We start from the raw sequence: 23,606 nt of genomic DNA, 5'->3' as shown, positions 1-23,606 counted from the left end.
GGTGAATCAGCTGCGTTGACATCGACCGACACTGCGCTATCGCGAGCAAGCTCGCTCCCACAGGGAGGCTTTATGTGCCCAAGGCTTCTAAAGCGAAGGCGCCTGCTGCCGCCGTTTCCACTGGCCCAGGCGCTGTTGCAGCTCAAGCGCACTGTGGATCTGTTGCTGACGGGCGCGGCTGAACAGGATCAGCGCCAGTTCCGCCGTGGCCAGGGCGTCGGCGCTGGCGTTGTGGCGGTCGAAGACTTGCAGCTTGAACCAGTCGATCCACTCGTCCAGGCCGGACCTGCGCAGATGGGCCTGGGGGCAAAGCATCGGGGCCAGGTCCGCCACGTCGAGAAACGGATGCTGCAGGCGATAGCCCAGGTAGTCTTTCAAGGCGCGCCCGAGCATGTGGGAATCGAACGGCGCGTGAAAGGCCAACAGCGGACTGTCGCCGACGAATTCCATGAACGCCAGCAGCGCCTCTGCCGGGGCGCTGCCAGCGGCAATGGTGCTGGGGGCCAGGCCATGGATCAACACGCTTGGCCCGAGTTTCTGCTTATCGCATTGCAAGGTCCGTTCGAACTGTTGGCTGAAGTCGATGGCGCCGTCTTCAATGACCACCGCGCCGATGGACAGCACTTGGTCCTTGTTCAGGTTCAACCCGGTGGTTTCCAGATCCACCACGACCCAGCGTTGCTCCCGCAGGTTGCTTTCCCTCAGTGGCGAAGGCGCGGGGAGGCGTTCCAGGCGCTGTTGCAGCGCATCGGGTACCGTCGGTTGGGCCGGGCGCAGCCAGGAAAAAATACTCACAACTGGTACCTCAGCGTCAGGCTGCTTTGCAGGCGCTGGGCTTGGCGCAAGGATTCACGCAGGATGCGTCGATCCAGATGGTTGAGGCTGTCGGGGTCGACGCGGTTGGAATAAGGCAGGTTCTCGCGGGTTTGCAGTTGATGTTGCTGCATGCGGGTCTGCTGGATGAAGTGATAGGCCTCTTCATAGGCCGCGCCATCGAGCGGTTCGATCACCTCCTTGACGACCAATTGCCGCAAGCGCTCCAAGGTGTTGTTGGCTTCGATGCCGTTGGCCAGTGCCAGCAGGCGGGCGCCATCGACGAAGGGTGTCAGGCCCTGAACTTTCAAGTCCAGGGTCGCCTTTTCGCCATTCTTGCGGCTCAGCACGAAATCCCTGAAGCGTCCCACGGGTGGGCGATGGCGCAGCGCATTCTCGGCCATCATGCGCTGGAACAAGCGATTGTCGGCCACCTGGCCGAGGATCTGCTGGCGCAACTGCTCGCAGCCTTGCTCTTCGCCCCAGACCACCCGCAGGTCGAAATAGATGCTCGAGCCCAGCAGGTTTTCCGGCGTCGCTTCACGAATGAATGCCGAGAAGCGCCGGGCCCATTCGGCGCGGGACAGGCACAGCTCGGGGTTGCCGGCCATGATGTTGCCCTTGCACAAGGTGAAGCCGCACAGGGCCAGGCTCTGGTTGATCTGTTGGGCGATGGGCAGCAGCAAGCCACGAATTTGCGCGGCATGGGCGGCGTCCCGGGCTTCGAACAACATGCCGTTGTCCTGGTCGGTGTGCAGGGTTTGCTCGCGCCGGCCTTCACTGCCGAAACACAGCCAACTGAACGGCACGCCCGGGTCGCCCTTGTCGGCCAGGGTCAGTTCGATGACGCGGCAGACGGTGTGATCGTTGAGCAGGGTGATGATGTGGGTGATCTGGGTCGACGACGCACCATGGGCCAGCATGCGTTCCACCAGTTGTCCGATCTCACCGCGCAGGGCCACGAGGTTTTCCACCCTGGGGGCGTTGCGGATGGTCCGGGCCAGGTGCACCAGGTCGACGCGCTGCAAGGAAAACAGATCGCGCTCCGACACCACGCCACACAGGCGCTGGTCCTTGACCAGGCAGACGTGGGCGATGTGGCGCTCGGTCATGGCGATGGCCGCGTCGAAGGCGCTGTGGTCCGGCGAAAGGAAGAAGGGTGCTTGGGTCATATGTCCTACGATGGCCTGGGAAAAGTCCCCGGAACCATCGGCCACAACCTGTCGGAGGTCGCGTAGGGTGAAAATCCCCACCGGCGCTTTTTGCTCATTCACCACCACGATGCTGCCGACCTGCTGCTCATGCATCAGCTTCACGGCTTCGCGCAGCGGTGTGTCCGGGCTGCAACTGACCGGGTGGCGCATCGCCAATTCGCCCAGTCGGGTATTGAGGGAGTATTGGGTGCCCAGGTTCTGCGCCGATTTTTGCTGGACCTGTTGGTTGACCTGGTCGAGCAAGCTGCTGACCCCGCGCAGGGCGAAGTCGCGAAACGGGCCGGACAAGGCGAACAGCTTGATGAAGGCGAGTTTGTTCAGTTGCAGGCAGAACGTGTCTTCGCCGGCCCGGTGCTCGGTGCGCGTGGCTCGCTCGCCCAGCAGCGCGGCGAGGGGGAAACATTCGCCGGTAGTGATCTCGAAGGTGGTCTCGGTGCCACCCTTGGCCGAATGCGGACGTTCGCCCACCACCCGGCCCTGCTTGACGATGTAGAAGTGTTCCACCGGGCCGTCGGCTGGTTTGATGATGGTGTCACCCGGTGCGTAGAAACGCAGCAGGCATTGCTCCACCAGATAGGCCAAGTGGGCGTTTTCCATTTGGTTGAACGGGGGAAAGCGCTGGAGAAACTGCAGCGTCCCCTGGATGTTTTGCAACACCGCGGTTTTCCCTGCCTGGATGAAGGCGTCCGCTTTTTTCATAACCATTACGCAGTCTTATTCGAATTGTTGTGGTCGGATCTGTTCCCCATGGTCGGCCCCTCAGCGCAGGGTGCCCATTGGACGTAAGTCTAGGTCGGTACCTAAGGCTGGCTTACGGAAAAGTCCTACGCTAGACGTCAGAAAAAACTTCGTTGAATGTTCTTGGAAAAAAATCCGACGAAGTGCACATTGAAGCGCCTCGGAACGATGTCTGACCACTGTGCCAGGGGATCGATTTATAGAACGTAGAGAGCACCATGTCCGACCACGATATTTTGAGTGATGCCGAGCGCGAGGCGCTGAGTGCCGTCATGCTGGAACCTGACCTGCCGCCGCAGCGCGTCTTGATCGTTGATGACGACAAGGACGCACGGGAGCTGTTGTCGGAGATCCTGGCCTTGGACGGGATTCACTGCATGACCGCCGCCAGTGGCGAAACGGCACTCAAGATGCTGGAAACCAAGCCGTCGATCGGCCTGCTGATTACCGACCTGCGCATGGGCAACGTCGATGGCCTGGAGTTGGTGCGCCTGGTGCGCGAGTCCGAGCGGGCGGCGTTGCCGATCATCATCGTCTCGGGCGATGCCGACGTGAAGGACGCCATCGAAGCCATGCACCTGAGCGTGGTGGATTTTCTGCTCAAGCCGATCGATACCGAAAAGCTGTTGGGGTTGGTCAAGCATGAGTTGGGGATGGATCTCTAGGATCGTCTGCCAAGAACCGGTGCCATTCAAATGTGGGAGCGAGCTTGCTCGCGATGGCGGCCTGACATTCAACATCTCCATTGGCTGCTACACCGCTATCGCGAGCAAGCTCGCTCCCACAGGGGCATAAAAAAGCCCTGATCTTTTGATCAGGGCTTTTTCTGTGCCGCGTGGCTACTGCTCAATCACAACCCATTGGCTGCCTTGAACTCACGACGACGGCGGTGCAGCACCGGCTCGGTGTAGCCATTCGGCTGTTTGGTGCCTTCGATCACCAGCTCGACCGCCGCCTGGAAGGCGATGTTGCTGTCGAAGTCTGGTGCCAGCGGGCGGTACAGCGGATCGCTGGCGTTCTGGCGGTCGACCACCGGCGCCATGCGCTTGAGGCTTTCCATCACTTGCTCTTGAGTGACGATGCCATGGCGCAGCCAGTTGGCGATGTGCTGGCTGGAAATACGCAGCGTCGCACGATCTTCCATCAGGCCGATGTCATTGATGTCCGGAACCTTGGAGCAACCGACGCCCTGGTCGATCCAGCGCACCACGTAGCCAAGGATGCCCTGGGCGTTGTTGTCCAGTTCGTTCTTGATCTGCTCCGGCGTCCAGTTCGGGTTGACGGCCAGCGGGATGGTCAGGATGTCATCCACCGACGCGCGGGCGCGCTTGGCCAGTTCGGCCTGGCGGGCGAACACGTCGACCTTGTGGTAATGCAGCGCGTGCAGGGCGGCGGCGGTCGGCGAGGGAACCCACGCGGTGTTGGCGCCGGCCAGCGGGTGAGCGATTTTCTGTTCGAGCATCGCCGCCATCAGGTCCGGCATCGCCCACATGCCCTTGCCGATTTGCGCGCGGCCTTGCAGGCCGGTGCTCAAACCGATGTCGACGTTCCAGTTTTCATAGGCGCCGATCCACTTCTCGGCTTTCATGTCGGCCTTGCGCACCATCGGGCCGGCTTCCATGGAGGTGTGGATTTCATCGCCGGTACGGTCGAGGAAGCCGGTGTTGATGAACACCACGCGCTCGCTGGCGGCCTTGATGCAGGCCTTGAGGTTGACCGTGGTACGGCGCTCCTCGTCCATGATCCCGACCTTGAGGGTGTTGCGCGGCAGGTTCAGTACGTCTTCGACGCGACCGAACAGCTCGTTGGTGAACGCGGCTTCTTCAGGGCCGTGCATCTTCGGCTTGACGATGTACACCGAGCCCGTGCGGCTGTTGCGGCGCGAGGTGTTGCCGTTGAGGCTGTGGATCGCCGCCAGGCTGGTGACCAGGCCGTCGAGGATGCCTTCCGGCACTTCGTTGCCATCCTTGTCCAGGATCGCGTCGATGGTCATCAGGTGGCCGACGTTGCGTACGAACAGCAGCGAGCGGCCGTGCAACGTGACGCTCGAACCGTCGACGGCGGTGTAGACACGGTCAGGGTTCATGGTCCGGATAAACGTCTGGCCGCCCTTGGCGACTTCTTCCGACAGATCACCCTTCATCAGGCCGAGCCAGTTGCGGTAGATCACCACTTTGTCATCGGCATCGACGGCGGCGACCGAGTCTTCGCAGTCCATGATGGTGGTCAGTGCGGCTTCCATCAGGATGTCTTTGACACCCGCGGCGTCGGTCTGGCCGACCGGGGTGCTGGCATCGATCTGGATTTCGAAGTGCAGGCCGTTGTGTTTCAGCAGCACGGCGGTCGGTGCCGAAGCATCGCCCTGGAAACCGATCAACTGGGCATCGTCACGCAGGCCGCTGTTGCTGCCGCCCTTGAGGGTGACCACCAGTTTGCCGTCGATGATTTTGTACGCGGTGGAATCGACATGGGAGCCGGCCGCCAGGGGCGCCGATTCGTCGAGGAAAGCACGGGCGAAGGCGATGACCTTGTCGCCGCGGACCTTGTTGTAGCCTTTGCCTTTTTCCGCACCATCGGCTTCGCTGATGGCATCGGTGCCGTACAGCGCGTCATACAACGACCCCCAGCGGGCGTTCGAGGCGTTGAGGGCGAAGCGGGCGTTCATCACCGGCACCACCAGTTGCGGGCCGGCCATGCGGGCAATTTCGTCATCGACGTTTTGGGTCGTGGCCTGGAAATCCGCCGCTTCTGGCAGCAGGTATCCAATGTCTTGCAGGAAGGCTTTGTAAGCCACGGCGTCGTGAGCCTGGCCGGCACGGGCCTGGTGCCAGGCATCGATCCGCGCCTGGAAATCATCGCGTTTGGCGAGTAGGGCTTTGTTCTTCGGGGCCAGGTCGTGGATGACCTTGTCGGCACCGGCCCAGAACGCGTCGGCGGTGAGGCCGGTTCCGGGAATGGCTTCGTTATTCACGAAGTCGAACAGGACTTTGGCGACCTGCAGGCCACCGACTTGAACGTGTTCAGTCATTGCTTGCCTCACTCTGCTCAGCTATTTCGCTTTTCAGCTCTTCGATTTTGACAATGAAGCCTCGGGACATTTAAACCACAAACCCCGGAACCAGTACATGCCATCGCTGGCGGCTGGGTATTCAAGCCTTGCTGACGGGGCTTTTCAGGGATGCGACTGGCCTTAAGCAGACATCGGTAAAACAGGGTTTCGCGATTATGTAGTGCGCGCTGCGGAATACTACATGATCAATTGCGGTTGTGAAAATTAGACTAATTGCGTCGTTCCGCGACCGACTAAAGTGTTACGGTCACGTCGGGACACGGGATGTTCTCAAAAAACAGAGTGATTGTTCCAGATAATTTTAGGTTTCGTGCACAAAACCCCGTGGCGAGGGAGCTTGCTCCCGCTTCAGTGCGCAGCACTGATCCAACCCTTCTGGGCCCGCTACGCGGTCCAGCGGGAGCAAGCTCCCTCGCCACGAAAGCGCGACCGTGTTGATCTTCTGCCTTGCCTATACTGTCCCTTCCATCAACAAGAGGACTGCGCCCATGGACCACCTCGTCATCACTGTTTTCGCCCCGGACAAGCCCGGGCAGGTCGAGCGCATCGCCGATTGCATCGCCGCCCATGGCGGTAACTGGCTGGAGAGCCGCATGTCGCACTTGGCCGGGCAGTTTGCCGGGATCCTGCGAATCAGCGCCCCGGCCGAGGCCCATGAAGAGTTGATCGAAGCGTTGCAAGGGTTATCGGCCCACAGCATTCGTGTGTTGATTGCGGAAAGCGCCGTTGAAGAGTCCTGCTCCTGGAAACCCATCACCATGGAATTGGTGGGCAACGATCGTCCCGGTATCGTGCGGGACATCACCCGGTTATTGAGCGAGCAGGGCGTCAATGTCGAACGCTTGGTGACCCATGTCCGGCCGGCACCGATGAGCAGCGAGTTGCTGTTTCATGCCGAGGCGCTCCTGGGCGTGCCCTTGACCCTTTCGCTGGAGGCGTTGCAAGAACGCCTTGAAACCTTGGCCGATGAGTTGATGGTAGAACTCAAGTTCAGCGACGAAGCGTGACGAGGGTTATCCAAGGAAAAACTGCGCCTGCCTGTGGATAACCTGTAGAGACCTGGCCCCAGCCCAGGCCTGCCGGGGCTCAGCGGCAGATGATCAAAAAATCACCAGTTTTCAAGGGCTTGTGCACAAACGGCGGGGATCACGCTGTGGATAACCTTGGGAAGGATAAGCGCAGGCCACGCCAGGCGTGGCCTGTAGAGATTTGTATGTTTTTTGATCAGTTGCGTCGGCGCATGCTGATCACGGCATCGATGCTGTACACCGCCAGCCCGGCCCAGATAAACAGGAACGCTACCAGCGTGCTGGACGACAGATGCTCACCGAACAGCAGCACGGCGAGCAATAGCACCAGCGTCGGCGCGATGTACTGGAGAAAACCGATGGTCGTGTAGGGTAAATGCCGGGTTGCGGCGTTGAAACACACCAACGGCACCAGCGTCACGGGGCCGGCCGCTACCAGCCACCAGGCTTCGGAGGTGGTCCAGAATGCCGCCTGGGCACTGGTGGCCGTGGGGTTGAACAGCAACCAGGCGATGGCGATTGGCACCAGCATCCAGGTTTCCACCACCAGTCCCGGCAAGGCCTTGACCGGCGCCTGCTTGCGGATTAGCCCATAGAAACCGAAGGTCAGCGCCAGCACCAGCGACACCCACGGCAGGCTGCCCACTTGCCAGACCTGCTGCGCCACGCCGACTGCCGCCAATCCCACCGCCAGCCATTGCATGCGGCGCAGGCGCTCACCGAGGATCAACATGCCCAGCAACACGTTGACCAGCGGGTTGATGTAATAACCCAGGCTGGCTTCGAGCATGCGCTCGTTATTCACCGCCCAGACGTAGGTCAGCCAGTTGGCGGCGATCAGCGTCCCGCTCAGGGCGAGGATCGCCAGGCGTTGTGGATTGTCCCGCAGCTCGCGCCACCAGCCCGGGTGTTTCCACACCAGCAGCAACGCCGCGCCGAACAGGGCCGACCACAGCACCCGGTGGATGATGATTTCCACCGACGGCACGCTGGCGATGGCCTTGAAGTAGATCGGGAACAGACCCCAGATGATGTAGGCACTCAGGCCCAGGATGTACCCGCGACGCGGGTTGGCGGCTTGCATGCAGAATCCTTGCTTAGGCAGCTAACAAAGGGGTGATTGTAAGGAGATTTGTCTGGTTGTGCTGTGAACCTTGTTAGGAAGTGGTTCCACCGCAGGCCCCCTGTGGGAGCGAGCTTGCTCGCGATGGCGGTGGAACAGCCGCCATTTATATTGGCTGACGCATCGCTATCGCGAGCAAGCTCGCTCCCACAGGGGATTTCAGTGGCTGTTGGGACCAAGGCGAGTCAGAACAGCTTCAACGGCTCTTCATTGAGCGCCGCCAGTTGCTCGCGCAACGCCAGCACCTGGTCGCCCCAGTAGCGTTCGCTGCCGAACCACGGGAAGCTGCGGGGGAAGGCCGGGTCGTCCCAGCGCCGCGCCAGCCAGGCGCTGTAGTGCATCAGGCGCAGGGCCCGCAGCGGCTCGATCAGCGCCAGTTCACGGGGATCGAAATCATGGAACTCCTGGTACCCGTCCATCAATTCCGACAACTGTCCCAGGCATTCCTGGCGATCGCCGGCGAGCATCATCCACAAATCCTGCACCGCCGGGCCCATGCGGCAATCGTCGAGGTCGACGATGTGGAACACCTCATCGCGGCACATCATGTTGCCGGGATGGCAATCGCCGTGCATGCGGATGTTCTGGTGGGGTGTGGCGGCGTAGACCTCTTCGACGCGCTTGAGCAGGTCCCGGGCGACCGACTCGTAGGCCGGCAGCAGGCCGCGGGGGACGAAGCCGCTTTGCAGCACTGTCTCCAACGAGTCGTGGCCGAAATTCTTCACGCCCAAGGCTTCGCGATGCTCGAACGGCCGGGTCGCCCCGAGCGCGTGCAGGCGCCCAAGCAGTTGTCCCAGGCGATAGAGTTGGTCGAGATTGCCCGGCTCCGGCGCTCGGCCGCCGCGACGGGGAAACAGGGTGAAACGGAACCCGGCGTGCTCGTGCAGGCTGGCGCCGTTGTGGATCAGCGGCGCCACCACGGGCACTTCGTAGTCTGCAAGTTCGAAGGTAAAGCTGTGCTCTTCCAGGATCGCTTCGTTGGTCCAGCGCTGGGGGCGATAGAACTTGGCGATCAGCGGCTCGGAATCTTCGATGCCGACTTGATAGACGCGGTTCTCGTAGCTGTTGAGGGCCAACACGCGGGCGTCGCTGAGAAAGCCGATGCTTTCAACGGCATCGAGCACCAGGTCGGGCGTGAGGGTTTCGAACGGATGGGACATGCTGACTCCTGCGCAGCGGCAGGGCTGCCGCGTCCGGCCCAGCATGGTAGCGCAGACAGAGGCAGATAGGTGGTGGCTGTGGTGGCTGTACTGAAGCTATCGCGAGCAAGCTCGCTCCCACAGGGATAGACGGTACGCCGAAGATCCATTGTGGGAGCGAGCTTGCTCGCGATGAGGCCCAATCAGGCGCCGATGACTCCGCCATCCTCCCGGGTGATCACCATCACCGACGAGCGCGGCTTGCCGTTGGGCAGGTGCTCAGGGAAAGTGGAGCCGCCGCTGGGATGCTGGATCCCGACGAACAGCGTCTTGTAGTCCGGCGCGAAACTGATCCCGGTCACTTCGCAGCCTACCGGCCCGACCATGAAGCGGCGGATCTCACCGCTGTTGGGGTCGGCGCACAGCATCTGGTTGTTGCCCATGCCCGCGAAGTCGCCTGCGTTGCTCGAGTCACCGTCGGTCTGGATCCACAGCCGCCCGGCCTTGTCGAAGCCCAGGCCATCGGGGCTGTTGAACATGTTCTGCGGGTTGATATTGGACGACCCGGCCTTCGGCGTACCCGCGTGTACCGTTGGGTTGCCGGCGACCACGAACAGGTCCCAGTCGAAGGTCTTGGAGGCGTGGTCGTCACGGTCGGTGCGCCAGCGCAGGATCTGCCCATAGACGTTCTTGGCCCGCGGGTTCGGCCCGTCCACTGGCTGGCCGGCATCGCCACGCTTGGAGTTGTTGGTCAGGGTGCAATAGACCTGGCCGTCCTTGGGGCTGACCACGATCCACTCCGGGCGGTCCATGCGCGTGGCGCCAACGGCAGTGGCGGCCAGGCGCGCATGGATCAACACCTCGGCCTGATCAGCGAAACCGCTGCTGGCGTCGATGCCGTTCTTGCCATGGGTCAATTCGATCCATTGGCCTTTGCCCTTGGGATGGTCCGGGTTGCCGTCGCCGGCATCGAAGCGCGCCACGTACAAGGTGCCATGGTCCAGCAGGTTGCGGTTGGCCTTGGCATTGCGATGGTTGATGCGCTCGCGGCTGACGAACTTGTAGATGAACTCGCCACGTTCGTCATCGCCCATGTACACCACGGCGCGACCGTCATTGGTCTGCGCAAGGGCCGCGTTTTCATGCTTGAAGCGGCCCAGGGCGGTGCGCTTCACCGGGGTGGACTCTGGATCGAACGGATCGATTTCCACTACCCAGCCGTGGCGATTGAGTTCGTTGGGGTTCTTCGCCAGATCGAAACGCGGGTCGTGCAAGTGCCAATTGATTTCGCTGCTGGTGACGGTGGCGCCATAGCGTTTTTGTGCCGCGTCGAATTGCAGGTCCGACTTGCTGCTGCCGAAGCAGTCAGTGAAGTTCTCTTCGCAGGTCAGGTAGGTGCCCCACGGGGTCATGCCGTTGGCACAGTTCTGGAACGTGCCGAGCACTTTCTTGCCACTCTTGTCGGCGCTGGTCTTCAGCAGATCGTGGCCAGCGGCCGGGCCGCGCAGGCGGATTGGCGTGTTGCCGTGGATCCGGCGGTTGTAGCGCGAGTCCTGGACGAATTGCCATTGGCCGCGACGGCGCTGGATTTCGATCACCGACACGCCTTCGCTGGCCTGGGCCTTGCGCACGTCTTCGGCCGACTGCGGTTGGCCGCCGTGAGGGAACAGGTATTGGTAGTTGGTGTACTCGTTGTTGATCGCCAACAGCGCCCGGTTCTTGTCGCCGGGGAATTCGAACAGGCTCATGCCGTCGTTGTTGTCGCCAAACTGCACTTCCTGTGCACGGGCGGTGCCATTGCCGCTGGGGTCGAACGCCGGTGCATTTTTCTTCAGCGGCTGGCCCCAACTGATCAGCACCGAGGCCTTGTAGCCTGGCGGCAAGGTAATGGTGTCGGCGGTGGAGGCGGCAATGCTGTTGAAGCCCAGCATGCTTTTATTGCCTTCGCTCACGGCGGCCGCCATGACGCTGCGGCTCAGCAGGTTGCCGCCCAGGAACATCGCCGCGCCGCACAGGGCGCCAGCGCCGATGAAACGGCGACGGCTCAGGCCGACGATCTTTTCCAGGTCGGTGGATTGGTTTTCTTCTAATAGGCTCATCATCAGGCTCCCTGCTGGTTTTGGCAGTCACCTTAAAGCGGGTCGATGAAACTATTGTTGCAACGCGCTACAGCGGTGTGCCGAGCAGCACATTTGTCGCTGAAAACGTCACTTGCACAGGCGAGCCGGTTGCCAGGTCCTGCGCTTGCAACTGTAGCGGATCGGCCAGGGCGCACAGCGTCTGGCCGTTGGGCAGGCCGATGCGCACTTCGCTGGGACCGTTTTCGGCGGCGTCGACCTGCTCGATCACGCCGCGCAAAATATTGATCCCCGGTTTTTCCCCTTGCTCGACAGGATGCAATTGCAGCCAGCCGGCCTTGATCAACGCCACCACGTCGGTGCCGACTCCCAACTCCAGGCGCAATGTGCTGTCGTGGGTGATCTGCGCTTCGATGACCAGGCCCCGGGCCAGCTCCAGGCGTACCCGGTCGTTATGTCCCTGGGCCTCGATGCCCAGGACTTTGCCGTGCAATTGATTGCGGGCGCTGGTGCGCAGCATCAGGCGGCTGAGCAGGCCCAGGTCGCCAGCGTCTTCGCTGGCTTCGAGCAGTTGCACCTGCAGTGCTTGCAGGCGCAGATACAGGCGCAGCACCCGTTGGCCTTCCTCCGACAGCTTGGCGCCGCCACCGCCCTTGCCGCCGACGCTGCGCTCCACCAGCGGTTGATCCGCGAGGTTGTTCAACTCATCGATGGCGTCCCACGCCGCCTTATAGCTCAGGCCCGCGCTCTTGGCGGCGCGGGTGATCGAACCTTGTTCGGCGATGTGCTGCAGCAGGGCGATGCGTTGAGGTCGCCGGACGATGTGCTGGGTCAGGAGCGTGGGCAATGACATGACAGAAAACTGCGTGCGAAGGTCGATGGGCGGACGTTGGCGCCTTGGGCGCGGCACGTCAAGCCGGCTCACCGGGTTTCGGCGTGCGGGCCAGGCAGTACACATCGACCCGCGCGGCGCCGGCATCGAGCAATAGAGCCGCCAGCGCCTGGGCGGTGGCGCCGGTGGTGAGCACATCGTCGACCAATGCCAGGTGACGGTCACGCAACGTTGCCTGGGGCACCAGGGCAAAGGCCTGGCGCAGGTTATGTCGTCGGGCCTTGGCATCGAGGGCCTGTTGGGCGGGGGTATCCTGGGTGCGGCGCAGCAGGTTTTCTTCGCAAGGGATGGCCAACGATCCACTGAGCCAGCGGGCCAGCAGCGCCGCTTGGTTGAAACCCCGCTGGCGCAGGCGTCGCGTCGCCAGTGGCACCGGTACCAAGGCGTCGGGCCGTTCCAGCCCTTCGTCGAAATGATGTTGCAGCGATTGCGCCAGCAGTTCGCCCAGCAGCCGGCCGAGAGGCCATTTCGCCTGATGCTTGAAACGGGTGATCAGGCTGTCCACCGGGAAGTCATAGGTCCAGGGCGCCAGGACCCGTTCGAAGGCCGGCGGTCGCGAGGTACATTGGCCGCAACGCAACCCGGCCATGGGCAGCGGCAGGGCGCAGACGCTGCATTGATCGCCGAGCCAGGGCAGCTCGCTTTCGCAGGGGGTGCAGATAGGCTGCGGCGTATCGGTGCTTTCGCCACACAGCAGACAGAATTGTTTGTTTTTTAACCAGATGTAAACCGGTCCTTTGTATCGTGGTTGACAGCGCATGACTCTTCCTTAAATATGCCGAACATCCGTGTCGCGCCTGTGGGTATTCCATGCCCCAGGCGCCAGCCAAGCATAATCAAGGAAATGCCCATGAGCGCCAGCACCACTGCCAACCTGCGTCATGACTGGTCTTTGGCCGAAGTCAAAGCACTCTTTGTCCAGCCATTCAATGACCTGTTGTTCCAGGCGCAGACCGTGCACCGCGCGCACTTCGACGCCAATCGCGTCCAGGTTTCCACGCTGCTGTCGATCAAGACCGGCGCTTGCCCGGAAGATTGCAAATATTGTCCGCAGTCCGGTCACTACAACACCGGGCTGGATAAAGAGAAATTGCTCGAAGTGCAGAAGGTCCTCGAAGAGGCTGCACGGGCCAAGGCCATCGGTTCGACCCGTTTCTGCATGGGCGCGGCGTGGAAGCACCCGTCGGCCAAGGACATGCCGTATGTGTTGGAAATGGTCAAGGGCGTGAAGGCCATGGGCCTGGAAACCTGCATGACCCTGGGCCGCCTCGACCAGGAGCAGACCGAAGCACTGGCCCAGGCTGGCCTGGACTACTACAACCATAACCTCGACACCTCGCCGGAGTTCTACGGCAGCATCATCACCACCCGCACCTACAGTGAGCGCCTGCAAACCCTGGCCTACGTGCGTGATTCGGGAATGAAGATCTGCTCCGGCGGGATCCTGGGCATGGGCGAGTCCCTGGATGACCGCGCCAATCTGCTGATCCAACTGGCGAACCTGCCGGAGCACCCGGAATCGGTGCCGATCAACATGCTGGTCAAGGTCGCCGGCACGCCGCTGGAGAATGCCGAAGACATCGATCCGTTCGATTTCATCCGCATGCTCGCCGTGGCGCGGATCATGATGCCCCAGTCCCACGTACGTCTTTCCGCCGGTCGCGAAGCGATGAACGAGCAAATGCAGGCCCTGGCATTTTTTGCCGGCGCCAACTCGATTTTCTACGGCGACAAGCTATTGACCACCGCCAACCCGCAGGCCGACAAGGACATGCAGTTGTTCGCACGCCTGGGCATCCAACCCGAAGCCCGCGAAGAACATGCTGACGAAGTGCACCAGGCGGCCATTGAACAGGCGTTGGTGGAGCAGAAGAGCAGCGAGCAGTTCTACAACGCCGCTGTTTGATCACGCACCGATTCCCGGATTGGCATGCAAGGCCCTGTGGGAGCGAGCTTGCTCGCGATGGCGATGGAACATTCAACATTTATGTCGACTGGCTCACCGCTATCGCGAGCAAGCTCGCTCCCACAAGGGGCTTTGGCCAATCCTTAAACAGTTGAGGCCTGCATGCCCTTCGATCTCGCCGCACGCCTGGCTGCCCGTCGTGCCGACAATCTCTATCGCCAGCGCCCGCTGCTCGAAAGCCCCCAGGGCCCGGAAGTGGTGGTGGACGGCCAGCCCCTGCTGGCGTTCTGCAACAACGATTACCTGGGCCTGGCCAACCATCCGCAAGTGATCGAGGCCTGGCGCGCGGGGGCGGCCCGTTGGGGCGTCGGCGGTGGCGCTTCCCATCTGGTGATCGGCCACAGCGGTCCGCATCACGCCCTGGAAGAAGCCTTGGCCGACCTGACGGGGCGTCCGCGAGCGTTGCTGTTCACTACCGGTTACATGGCTAACCTCGGCGCGGTCACCGCGCTGGTGGGGCAGGGCGACACGGTGCTGGAAGACCGTCTCAACCACGCCTCGTTGCTCGACGCCGGGCTGCTGTCCGGTGCGCGCTTCAACCGATACCTGCACAACGATGCCCGGAGCCTGGCCCAACGCTTGGAAAAAGCAGTGGGCAACACCCTGGTGGTCACCGACGGTGTTTTCAGCATGGATGGCGATGTGGCCGATTTGCCGGCGCTCGCCCGTGAAGCCAAGGCCAAGGGCGCCTGGCTGATGGTCGACGATGCCCACGGTTTCGGTACGTTGGGCGTTGCCGGCGGCGGTGTCGTCGAACATTTCGGCATGAGCCGGGAGGACGTGCCGGTGCTGGTCGGCACGTTGGGCAAGGCGTTTGGCACGGCCGGTGCCTTTGTGGCGGGCAGTGAAGAACTGATCGAAAGCCTGATCCAGTTCGCGCGCCCCTACATCTACACCACCAGCCAGCCGCCGGCCCTGGCCTGCGCCACCCTCAAGAGCCTCGAACTGCTGCGCAGCGAACATTGGCGGCGCGAACACTTGCAGGTGCTGGTCCGCCAGTTCCGCCAGGGCGCCGAGCAGATCGGCCTGCAACTGATGGACAGCTTCACGCCGATCCAACCGATCCTGATTGGCGATGCGGGGCGGGCCATGCGCATGTCGCAGATGCTGCGTGAGCGCGGGCTGATGGTGACGGCGATCCGTCCACCCACCGTGCCGGCCGGCAGCGCTCGCTTGCGTGTGACCCTGACCGCCGCCCACAGCGAGGCCCAGGTGCAGCTATTGTTGAATGCACTGGCCGAGTGTTTTGCCCTGTTGGGGCCGGAGCCAAGCCATGCGTGATCGACTGATTCTAATACCCGGTTGGGGCTTGGGCGTTTCACCGCTGGAACCGCTGGCGGCGGCCCTGCAAGGACTCGATGAACACCTGCGGGTGGAAATCGAACCGTTGCCGGCATTGCTGTCGAGCGATCCCGATGAATGGCTCGAAGAGTTGGACGCCACCGTGCCCCAGGACGCCTGGCTCGGCGGCTGGTCCTTGGGCGGCATGCTGGCCTCGGCGCTGGCGGCGCGTCGGGGTGAGCGCTGCTGCGGCTTGTTGACCTTGGCCAGCAATCCGTCCTTTGTCGCCCATGAACAATGGCCGAGCGCGATGGACGGCCAGACCTTCGATGGCTTTCTCGCCGGCTGTGCGGCCGACCCACGCCAGACTCTCAAGCGTTTCAGCTTGCTGTGTGCCCAGGGCTGCGCCGATCCGCGCGGCTTGTCGCGGTTGCTGTTGGCCGGGGCGCCGAACACTTCGCCCGAAGTGCTGATGGCCGGGCTCGAGCTGCTGGCGCAATTGGACATTCGCGCTGCATTGCAGAGCTTTCGCGGCCCGCAATTGCATCTGTTTGCCGGGCTCGACGCCTTGGTGGCGGCTGAGGCTGCGGGTGATTTGCTGGCCTTGTTGCCGGATGTCGAAATCGGCCTGATCGAACAGGCCGGCCACGGATTTCTTCTGGAAGACCCCCATGGTGTAGCGGGGGCGATCCAGGCTTTTTTGCATGAGTCCGGTGATGACTGATTTGTCTCTTCCCCCTTTGCCTGGTGCCTTGCCTGACAAACGCCAGGTGGCGGCTTCGTTTTCCCGGGCGGCGAGCAGCTATGACAGCGTGGCCGAGCTACAGCGCGACGTCGGCCAGCAATTGCTCGACCGCTTGCCGCCTTCGTTCATGCCGCAACGTTGGTTGGACCTGGGTTGTGGCACCGGCTATTTCACCCGCGCCCTGGGCGCGCGTTTCGGCGCGAGCAGAGGCCTGGCGCTGGATATCGCCGAAGGCATGCTCAACCATGCTCGACCCCAAGGTGGCGCCGCGCATTTTATCGCTGGTGACGCCGAGCGGCTGCCTTTGCAGGCGGCGAGCTGCGACCTGGTGTTCTCCAGCCTGGCGGTGCAATGGTGCGAGGATTTTGCCGCGGTGCTGAGAGAGGCGTATCGGGTATTGAAACCGGGCGGAGTGTTGGCCTTTACCAGCCTCTGCGTAGGTACGTTGTACGAATTGCGCGACAGTTGGCGTCAGGTGGATGGCTTGGTGCACGTCAACCGTTTCCGTGGATTCGAGACGTATCAACAGCTTTGCGCGGCCAGCGGGTTGAACGTTGTCAGTCTTGAAAACCGTCCCCATGTGTTGCATTACCCCGACGTGCGCAGCCTGACCCACGAATTGAAAGCACTGGGCGCCCATAATCTGAACCCTGGTCGGCCTGGCGGCTTGACGGGCAGGGCGCGGATCCTCGCGCTGGTTGAAGCTTATGAGCAGTTTCGTCAGGCACAGGGGCTGCCCGCGACTTACCAAGTGGTCTACGCCGTTTTGGAGAAACCGCTATGAGCCAGGCTTATTTCATTACCGGCACCGACACTGATGTCGGCAAGACCACCGTCGCGGCGGGCCTGCTACACGCGGCGCGGCAGGCCGGCATGAGCACGGCTGCCGGAAAACCCGTGGCCTCCGGCTGCGCCGTGACGCCCAAGGGCCTGCGCAACGCCGATGCCTTGGCCTTGCTGGCGGAATGCTCGATACCGTTGACTTATGCACAGGTCAATCCGGTGGCGTTCGAGCCGGCAATCGCGCCGCACTTGGCCGCCCGGGAGGCCGGTGTTGCGTTGACGGTGCAGTCGCTGTTGGGGCCGATGCGCGAAGTGCTGGCGCTGGACGCCGACTTCACGTTGATCGAAGGCGCGGGCGGTTGGCGCGTGCCGCTGGTCGGCCAGGATAACCTGTCCGACCTGGCGATAGCGCTGGGCTTGCCGGTGATCCTGGTGGTGGGTGTGCGCCTGGGTTGTATCAGCCACGCCTTGTTGACCGCCGAGGCGATCGCCCGTGATGGCTTGCCGCTTGCCGGTTGGGTCGCGAACATCATCGACCCGGCCACCTCGCGCCTGGAGGAAAACCTGGCAACCTTGGCCGAGCGACTTCCGGCGCCTTGCCTGGGCAGGGTGGCGCGGATCCAGAGCGTGACGGCTGAAGCCGTGGCCGAACACTTGCAATTGGATCTGCTGGACTGACACCCCCCAGCAAGGTTTTGCCTATGGCAAGGCACTGTGCCATTAGTGTTTTTGTCGGGCCTTTTCCCTGGCCTTCTGATTCAATGGCCACTGTCGACCCTTCAAGAAGACGAACTCTGCCATGGAAATCTCAGGAAGCACCGCGTTCTACGCCGGTCTGAGCACGATTCAGACAGGGCAGAACCGCGTCGATCAGGCCTCTAGCCAGATCGCCAACAATACGATCGAGCGTTCGGTCACCAGCCAGTCGTCCGAAGTCCAGGTGGATCGCTTGCGGTCAGTGGATCGCAGCCAGCAGTCGGACCTGGCCAGCAACGTGGTCGAAATGGCCCAGGGCAAGTCCCAGGTGGAATTGGGTGTGAGCGTAGCCAAGGCATCCGACGAAATGCTCGGTACGTTGATCGATACCTTTGCCTGATCCCGTTCTTCCAGGATTACGAAAACGCCGCGATTATTCGCGGCGTTCTTGTCTCTAACGTCTTATTGCTCAACTAATCTTTTCCTACGCGCATCGCGGATTCTTCATTGCGATGGATTTCCCGTGTCCGACATTTTCTTCGGCTGATGACGAACGGCAAAAGATCGGCGCTTGACAAGATTTAGGCGTAAACGTATGTTTCAAACAACTGTTTGACCGCTACAACAAATCCACGCGGTCGTTCATTCCCGGTTACATCAGCAGAGGTTTATCGCTATGCCTGACTACAAGGCCCCCTTGCGTGATATTCGCTTCGTTCGTGACGAACTGCTTGGCTACGAAGCGCATTATCAGAGCCTTCCGGCTTGCCAGGACGCAACTCCGGACATGGTTGATGCCATTCTCGAAGAAGGCGCCAAGTTTTGTGAGCAGGTGCTGGCTCCGCTGAACCGCGTGGGTGACATCGAAGGTTGCACCTGGAGCGAGTCCGGCGTGAAAACCCCGACCGGTTTCAAGGAAGCCTACAAGCAATTCGTCGAAGGCGGCTGGCCAAGCCTGGCCCATGACGTCGAGCATGGTGGTCAAGGCCTGCCGGAATCCCTGGGCCTGGCGGTCAGCGAGATGGTCGGTGAAGCCAACTGGTCGTGGGGCATGTACCCGGGCCTGTCCCATGGCGCGATGAACACGATTTCCGAACACGGTACGCCTGAACAGCAAGAGGCCTACCTGACCAAACTCGTTTCCGGCGAATGGACCGGCACCATGTGCCTGACCGAACCGCACTGCGGCACCGACCTGGGCATGTTGCGCACCAAGGCCGAGCCTCAGGCCGATGGTTCCTACAAGGTTTCCGGTACGAAGATTTTCATCTCGGCCGGCGAACACGACATGGCCGACAACATCGTCCACATCGTGCTGGCACGCCTGCCCGACGCACCGGCCGGCACCAAGGGCATTTCCCTGTTCATCGTTCCCAAGTTCCTGCCTAACGCCGATGGCACCATTGGCCAGCGCAACGCGGTGAGCTGTGGTTCCCTGGAACACAAGATGGGCATCCACGGCAACGCCACCTGCGTGATGAACTTCGACGCGGCCACCGGTTTCCTGATCGGCCCGGCGAACAAAGGCCTGAACTGCATGTTCACCTTCATGAACACCGCGCGTCTGGGCACTGCGCTGCAAGGCCTGGCCCACGCCGAGATCGGCTTCCAGGGCGGCCTGAAATATGCCCGTGACCGCCTGCAAATGCGCTCCCTGACCGGCCCGAAAGCGCCCGACAAGGCCGCCGACCCGATCATCGTCCACCCCGACGTGCGTCGCATGCTGCTGACCATGAAAGCCTTCGCCGAAGGTAACCGGGCGATGGTCTACTTCACCGCCAAGCAGGTCGACATCGTCAAATACGGCGTGGATGAAGAAGAGAAGAAAAAAGCCGATGCGTTGCTGGCGTTCATGACCCCGATCGCCAAGGCCTTCATGACCGAAGTCGGCTTCGAATCGGCCAACCACGGGGTGCAGATCTATGGCGGCCACGGTTTCATCGCCGAGTGGGGCATGGAGCAGAACGTTCGCGACAGCCGCATCTCGATGCTGTACGAAGGCACCACCGGCATCCAGGCCTTGGACCTGCTGGGTCGTAAAGTGCTGATGACCCAGGGCGAGGCACTCAAGGGCTTCACCAAGATCGTCCACAAGTTCTGCCAGGGCAACGAAGGCAACGAAGCGGTCAAGGAGTTCGTAGAACCCCTGGCTGCGCTGAACAAGGAATGGGGCGAACTGACCATGAAGGTCGGCATGGCGGCCATGAAGGATCGCGAAGAAGTCGGTGCGGCCTCGGTGGACTACCTGATGTACTCCGGTTACGCCTGCCTGGCTTATTTCTGGGCCGACATGGCGCGCCTAGCGGCGGAAAAACTCGCCGCCGGCACCACCGAAGAAGCCTTCTACACCGCCAAGCTGCAGACCGCGCGCTTCTACTTCCAGCGCATCCTGCCGCGTACCCGTACCCATGTGGCAACCATGCTGTCGGGCGCCAACAACCTGATGGACATGAAAGAAGAAGACTTCGCGCTGGGCTACTAAGCCTAAGCGGTTCTTCACACAGCCGCTGCTTCTTCGGGAGCAGCGGCTTTTTTGTGGCCGCTGTAAATCCCATAGCCACCGCAGGCGCTTGTGGGAGCGAGCTTGCTCGCGATAGCGGTGGATCAGCCATGCAAGTTTTGATTGGACCAATGTCATCGCGAGCAAGCTCGCTCCCACAGTGGGTCAACTGTGATCCTGAAACAATATTCATCCAACCCAACCCTAAGAAAACGTCCCGCCCTGCCGTTACAGCGATGGCAGTGTGACATCGGTCACACGGCGCAGGCACAATGCCATCCTTGATCAGCCGGGTCGGAGCTTTACCCTTGCCGCGTTCTTCCGCTGTACGCCTGAGCCATTTCCTACCGTCGTTGCTGTTGTTGGTGGCGGGGCTTGCGGCTGCCTACGTCAAGGATCTCAACGTTTTCTTCACCTCGTTGTTCAACGTTCTGCCGACGCTGGTGTTGTTGCTGGGCGGGGCGTATTGCTCCGTCTACCGACGTCAACGTGAATTGTTTCTGATGGTCACGGTGTACATCGCCTACTTCCTGCTGGATACCCAGACCGATTTCTACCGCGACAACGGCAAGGTGCGTGAAGACGCGGCGGTGGTGTTCCATCTCGTCTGCCTGTTGCTGCCGCTGTTGTTCGGGCTGTTCGCGGCGTGGCAGGAGCGCACCCATTTGTTCCAGGACATGGTGGCGCGGTTTGCGGTTTTGCTGGTTTTCGGCAGCGTGGCGCTGGCGTTGGAGCAGAGCTTCCCACAGGCGTTGTTGTTGTGGCTGTCGGAGATCCGCTGGCCCGCGTTGCACGGCGCCTGGATGAGCCTGATCCAATTGTCCTACCCGATGTTCGCCGCCGCGTTCCTGCTGCTGGCCTGGCAATACTGGCGTAACCCCCGGCCGTTGCACGCGGCGCAATTGGTGGGACTGCTCGGGTTGTTCTGGATGCTGCCGAAAACCTTCATCCTGCCATTCACCCTGAACATCATGTGCAGCCAGGTGATGTTGATGATCGCCGCGGCGGTCGCCCACGAGGCGTATCAAATGGCCTTCCGTGACGAGCTCACCGGCCTGCCGGGGCGTCGTGCATTGAATGAACGCATGCAGCGCCTGGGGCGTAACTATGTGTTGGCAATGAGCGACGTGGACCATTTCAAGAAATTCAACGACACCCACGGCCACGACGTGGGCGACCAAGTGCTACGCCTGGTCGCCAGCAAACTGTCGAAAATCGGCGGTGGCGGTAGGGCGTATCGCTACGGCGGCGAGGAATTCGCCCTGGTGTTCGCGGGCAAGACCATCGACGAATGCATGCCCCATCTGGAAGTTATTCGCCAGTCCATCGAGACGTACGCTATCCAACTGCGTAATCCCGACAGCCGTCCCCAGGATGATCAGCAAGGCCGTCAGCGGCGCTCCGGCACTGGCGCCTCCAGCGTATCGGTGACCGTCAGCATCGGCGTGGCCGAGCGCATCGAGCAGCGTACGCCCGAAGAGGTACTCAAATCGGCGGACCAGGCGCTCTATAACGCCAAGGGCGCGGGGCGAAACTGCGTGATCGCCTATGGACAGAATCGCCGCGGCGCAGTGCGCATGGAAGCCGCCGCGGGTTGAGTGATGATGGCGCATTCAGCGTCTGGACTGTGATTGTGGGCCTGGGTGGCCGGCAGTAGGTTGGAACGATCTGCTACCGGAGAAAACCACCATGCCCGAGTACAAAGCTCCCCTGCGCGACATGCGCTTCTTGATCGACCATGTCTTCGATTTTCATGGCCGTTATGCCGAACTGGGTGCCAGCGATGCCAGTCCGGACATGGTCAGCGCCATTCTCGAGGAGGGCGCTCGGTTCTGTGAGAACGTGCTGGCGCCCCTCAATCGCTCGGGTGACGAAGAGGGCTGCCATTTCGACAATGGCGTGGTGACTACGCCTACAGGCTTCAGGCAAGCCTTCGCACAGTACGTGGAAGGCGGCTGGCATGGCCTGGCGGCGGACCCAGCTTACGGTGGCCAGGGCTTGCCCAGTTCCCTGGGGTTGGTCATCAGCGAAATGATCGGATCGAGCAACACCTCTTGGGGCATGTATCCCGGCCTGACCCACGGCGCCATGTCGGCCATCCACGCCCACGGCACCGAGGAACAGAAGCAGACCTATCTCAGTAAACTCACCGCCGGCCAGTGGACCGGCACCATGTGCCTGACTGAAGCCCACTGTGGCACCGACCTCGGCATCATCAAGACCCGCGCGGTGCCCCAGGCGGACGGCAGCTACGCGGTGACCGGCGGCAAGATCTTCATCAGCGCCGGCGAGCACGACATGAGCGACAACATCATTCATCTGGTGCTCGCCAAGCTGCCCGATGCTCCGGCCGGGACCAAGGGCATCTCGCTGTTTATCGTGCCAAAGTTCCTGCCGGACGCCGCGGGTGAGGCCGGGAAGCGCAACGGCGTTTCCTGCGGATCGATCGAGCACAAAATGGGCATCAAGGCATCGGCTACCTGCGTGCTGAATTTCGACGGGGCCAAGGGTTTCCTGATCGGCGAGGCGAACAAAGGCCTTAATTGCATGTTTACCATGATGAACCATGCCCGCCTCGGCACCGGCATGCAGGGCCTTTGCCTGGGGGAGGCGAGCTTCCAGGGTGCGATCAAATACGCCAACGACCGTTTGCAAATGCGCGCGCTGACCGGCCCCCAGGCGCCGGAAAAAGTCGCCGACCCGATCATCGTCCATCCCGATGTGCGCAGGATGTTGCTCACCATGAAGGCCTTCAACGAAGGCAACCGGGCGCTGACCTATTTCACTGCGCAACTGCTCGACACCGCGCACTTGAGCCAGGACGAAACCGCTCGCCAGGAGGCCGAGGACCTGCTGGCGTTCCTCACCCCGATCTGCAAGGCCTTCATGACCGACACCGGGCTGGAGGTGACCAACCACGGCATGCAGGTTTTTGGCGGACACGGTTTTATCCGCGAGTGGGGCATGGAGCAGCTTGTGCGCGATTGTCGGATCGCGCCGATCTACGAAGGCACCAATGGCATCCAGGCCTTGGACCTGCTGGGGCGCAAGGTATTGGGCAGCCAGGGCAAGTTACTGCGTGGTTTCACTAAAATTGTCCATAAATTCTGCACCGCCAACGCCGGGCATCCGCAGCTCAACGCCTATATTGCGCAATTGGACGGGCTCAACCGGGAATGGGGCGAACTGACCACCCAGGTTGGCATGGCTGCCATGAAGAACCCGGACGAAGTGGGCGCCGCCTCAGTGGACTACCTGATGTACAGCGGCTACATCATCCTGGCCTACCTGTGGTTGCGCATGGCCTTGGTGGCCCAGGCGCAACTCGACGGTGGCACTGGAGACAGCGATTTTTGCCAGGGCAAACTGGCGACGTGCGAGTTTTACTTCAAGCGCCTGTTGCCGCGCACGACCGCTCATCGGGCCGCCATCGAGGCGGGGAGCGAATGCCTGATGAAGCTGCCGGCGGAGTTGTTTGCGCTCTGATGAGGGGAATGCCAAAGATCGCAGGCTTCGCCAACTCCTACATGGAAATGCGTA

Annotated in this window: 19 protein-coding genes; 11 read left to right on the top strand and 8 right to left on the bottom strand. The window is 61.8% G+C overall.

What is annotated here, in order from left to right; genetic code table 11:
• Positions 1–87: 87 nt before the first annotated feature.
• Positions 88–795: a PolC-type DNA polymerase III gene (locus ACLH0I_RS27065; protein WP_411385810.1), complete on the bottom strand. Its 708-nt coding sequence runs from the start codon at positions 793–795 to the stop codon at positions 88–90.
• Positions 792–2,726: a putative nucleotidyltransferase substrate binding domain-containing protein gene (locus ACLH0I_RS27060; protein WP_411387561.1), complete on the bottom strand. Its 1,935-nt coding sequence runs from the start codon at positions 2,724–2,726 to the stop codon at positions 792–794. The genes ACLH0I_RS27065 and ACLH0I_RS27060 overlap by 4 nt, the downstream gene beginning before the upstream one ends.
• 257 nt (positions 2,727–2,983) lie before the next feature.
• Here ACLH0I_RS27060 and ACLH0I_RS27055 point away from each other — a divergent pair, with 257 nt between their 5' ends.
• Positions 2,984–3,430, top strand: a complete 447-nt coding sequence (locus tag ACLH0I_RS27055) for a response regulator (RefSeq protein WP_053126003.1) — start codon at positions 2,984–2,986, stop codon at positions 3,428–3,430.
• 185 nt (positions 3,431–3,615) lie between these two features.
• Here the strand turns inward: ACLH0I_RS27055 and ACLH0I_RS27050 are convergent, their stop codons facing one another.
• On the bottom strand, positions 3,616–5,793 hold the full coding sequence (locus tag ACLH0I_RS27050; protein WP_411385809.1) for a malate synthase G: 2,178 nt from the start codon (positions 5,791–5,793) through the stop codon (positions 3,616–3,618).
• A 530-nt stretch (positions 5,794–6,323) separates the two neighbouring features.
• Here ACLH0I_RS27050 and ACLH0I_RS27045 point away from each other — a divergent pair.
• A complete protein-coding gene (locus tag ACLH0I_RS27045) occupies positions 6,324–6,842 on the top strand; it encodes a glycine cleavage system protein R (RefSeq protein ID WP_186706929.1) in 519 nt (172 codons plus the stop codon).
• A gap of 217 nt (positions 6,843–7,059) precedes the next feature.
• Here ACLH0I_RS27045 and rarD read toward each other — a convergent pair whose 3' ends face one another.
• The 5 genes from rarD to ACLH0I_RS27020 form a co-directional block, all read right to left on the bottom strand.
• Entirely contained in the window at positions 7,060–7,947 is an 888-nt protein-coding gene (gene rarD, locus ACLH0I_RS27040) for an EamA family transporter RarD (RefSeq protein WP_411385808.1), read from the bottom strand.
• Between the two features lie 224 nt (positions 7,948–8,171).
• A complete protein-coding gene (locus tag ACLH0I_RS27035) occupies positions 8,172–9,146 on the bottom strand; it encodes a serine/threonine protein kinase (protein ID WP_186729618.1) in 975 nt (324 codons plus the stop codon).
• A 182-nt stretch (positions 9,147–9,328) separates the two neighbouring features.
• The gene (locus ACLH0I_RS27030) at positions 9,329–11,224 is read right to left on the bottom strand and encodes a PhoX family protein (RefSeq protein ID WP_411385807.1); all 1,896 of its coding nucleotides are present in this window, start codon (positions 11,222–11,224) and stop codon (positions 9,329–9,331) included.
• A gap of 67 nt (positions 11,225–11,291) precedes the next feature.
• Entirely contained in the window at positions 11,292–12,056 is a 765-nt protein-coding gene (locus ACLH0I_RS27025) for a TOBE domain-containing protein (RefSeq protein ID WP_250962111.1), read from the bottom strand.
• Between the two features lie 58 nt (positions 12,057–12,114).
• Positions 12,115–12,855, bottom strand: coding sequence for a double zinc ribbon domain-containing protein (locus ACLH0I_RS27020; protein ID WP_411385806.1), 741 nt, complete (start codon positions 12,853–12,855; stop codon positions 12,115–12,117).
• A 90-nt stretch (positions 12,856–12,945) separates the two neighbouring features.
• Here ACLH0I_RS27020 and bioB point away from each other — a divergent pair, with 90 nt between their 5' ends.
• The 9 genes from bioB to ACLH0I_RS26975 all read left to right on the top strand — a co-directional run bounded on the left by bioB (position 12,946) and on the right by ACLH0I_RS26975 (position 23,552).
• The gene (gene bioB / locus ACLH0I_RS27015) at positions 12,946–14,001 is read left to right on the top strand and encodes a biotin synthase BioB (RefSeq protein ID WP_014340550.1); all 1,056 of its coding nucleotides are present in this window, start codon (positions 12,946–12,948) and stop codon (positions 13,999–14,001) included.
• 162 nt (positions 14,002–14,163) lie between these two features.
• Positions 14,164–15,342, top strand: coding sequence for an 8-amino-7-oxononanoate synthase (gene bioF / locus ACLH0I_RS27010; protein ID WP_411385805.1), 1,179 nt, complete (start codon positions 14,164–14,166; stop codon positions 15,340–15,342).
• Complete coding sequence (locus ACLH0I_RS27005; RefSeq protein WP_411385804.1) at positions 15,335–16,066, top strand: alpha/beta fold hydrolase; 732 nt, start codon at positions 15,335–15,337, stop codon at positions 16,064–16,066. Before bioF ends, ACLH0I_RS27005 begins: the two co-directional genes overlap by 8 nt.
• Positions 16,059–16,871 (top strand): malonyl-ACP O-methyltransferase BioC, encoded by an 813-nt coding sequence (gene bioC, locus ACLH0I_RS27000; RefSeq protein ID WP_411385803.1) that lies wholly within the window; start codon positions 16,059–16,061, stop codon positions 16,869–16,871. Before ACLH0I_RS27005 ends, bioC begins: the two co-directional genes overlap by 8 nt.
• Positions 16,868–17,548 (top strand): dethiobiotin synthase, encoded by a 681-nt coding sequence (gene bioD / locus ACLH0I_RS26995; RefSeq protein WP_250962116.1) that lies wholly within the window; start codon positions 16,868–16,870, stop codon positions 17,546–17,548. The genes bioC and bioD overlap by 4 nt, the downstream gene beginning before the upstream one ends.
• A 121-nt stretch (positions 17,549–17,669) precedes the next feature.
• Positions 17,670–17,966, top strand: a complete 297-nt coding sequence (locus ACLH0I_RS26990; RefSeq protein ID WP_411385802.1) for a pyrroloquinoline quinone biosynthesis protein PqqE — start codon at positions 17,670–17,672, stop codon at positions 17,964–17,966.
• Between the two features lie 276 nt (positions 17,967–18,242).
• Entirely contained in the window at positions 18,243–20,048 is a 1,806-nt protein-coding gene (locus tag ACLH0I_RS26985; RefSeq protein ID WP_053125979.1) for a phenylacyl-CoA dehydrogenase, read from the top strand.
• A gap of 326 nt (positions 20,049–20,374) precedes the next feature.
• Entirely contained in the window at positions 20,375–21,664 is a 1,290-nt protein-coding gene (locus tag ACLH0I_RS26980; protein ID WP_186706942.1) for a GGDEF domain-containing protein, read from the top strand.
• Between the two features lie 91 nt (positions 21,665–21,755).
• Positions 21,756–23,552: an acyl-CoA dehydrogenase C-terminal domain-containing protein gene (locus tag ACLH0I_RS26975; RefSeq protein ID WP_411385801.1), complete on the top strand. Its 1,797-nt coding sequence runs from the start codon at positions 21,756–21,758 to the stop codon at positions 23,550–23,552.
• The last annotated feature ends 54 nt before the right edge of the window (positions 23,553–23,606 follow it).

This window comes from Pseudomonas sp. MPB03 (assembly GCF_046605385.1).
GTDB lineage: Bacteria > Pseudomonadota > Gammaproteobacteria > Pseudomonadales > Pseudomonadaceae > Aquipseudomonas > Aquipseudomonas zanjanensis.
The sequence above is the reverse complement of the archived record's forward strand: the minus strand, read 5'-3'. Positions and strand labels throughout refer to the sequence as shown.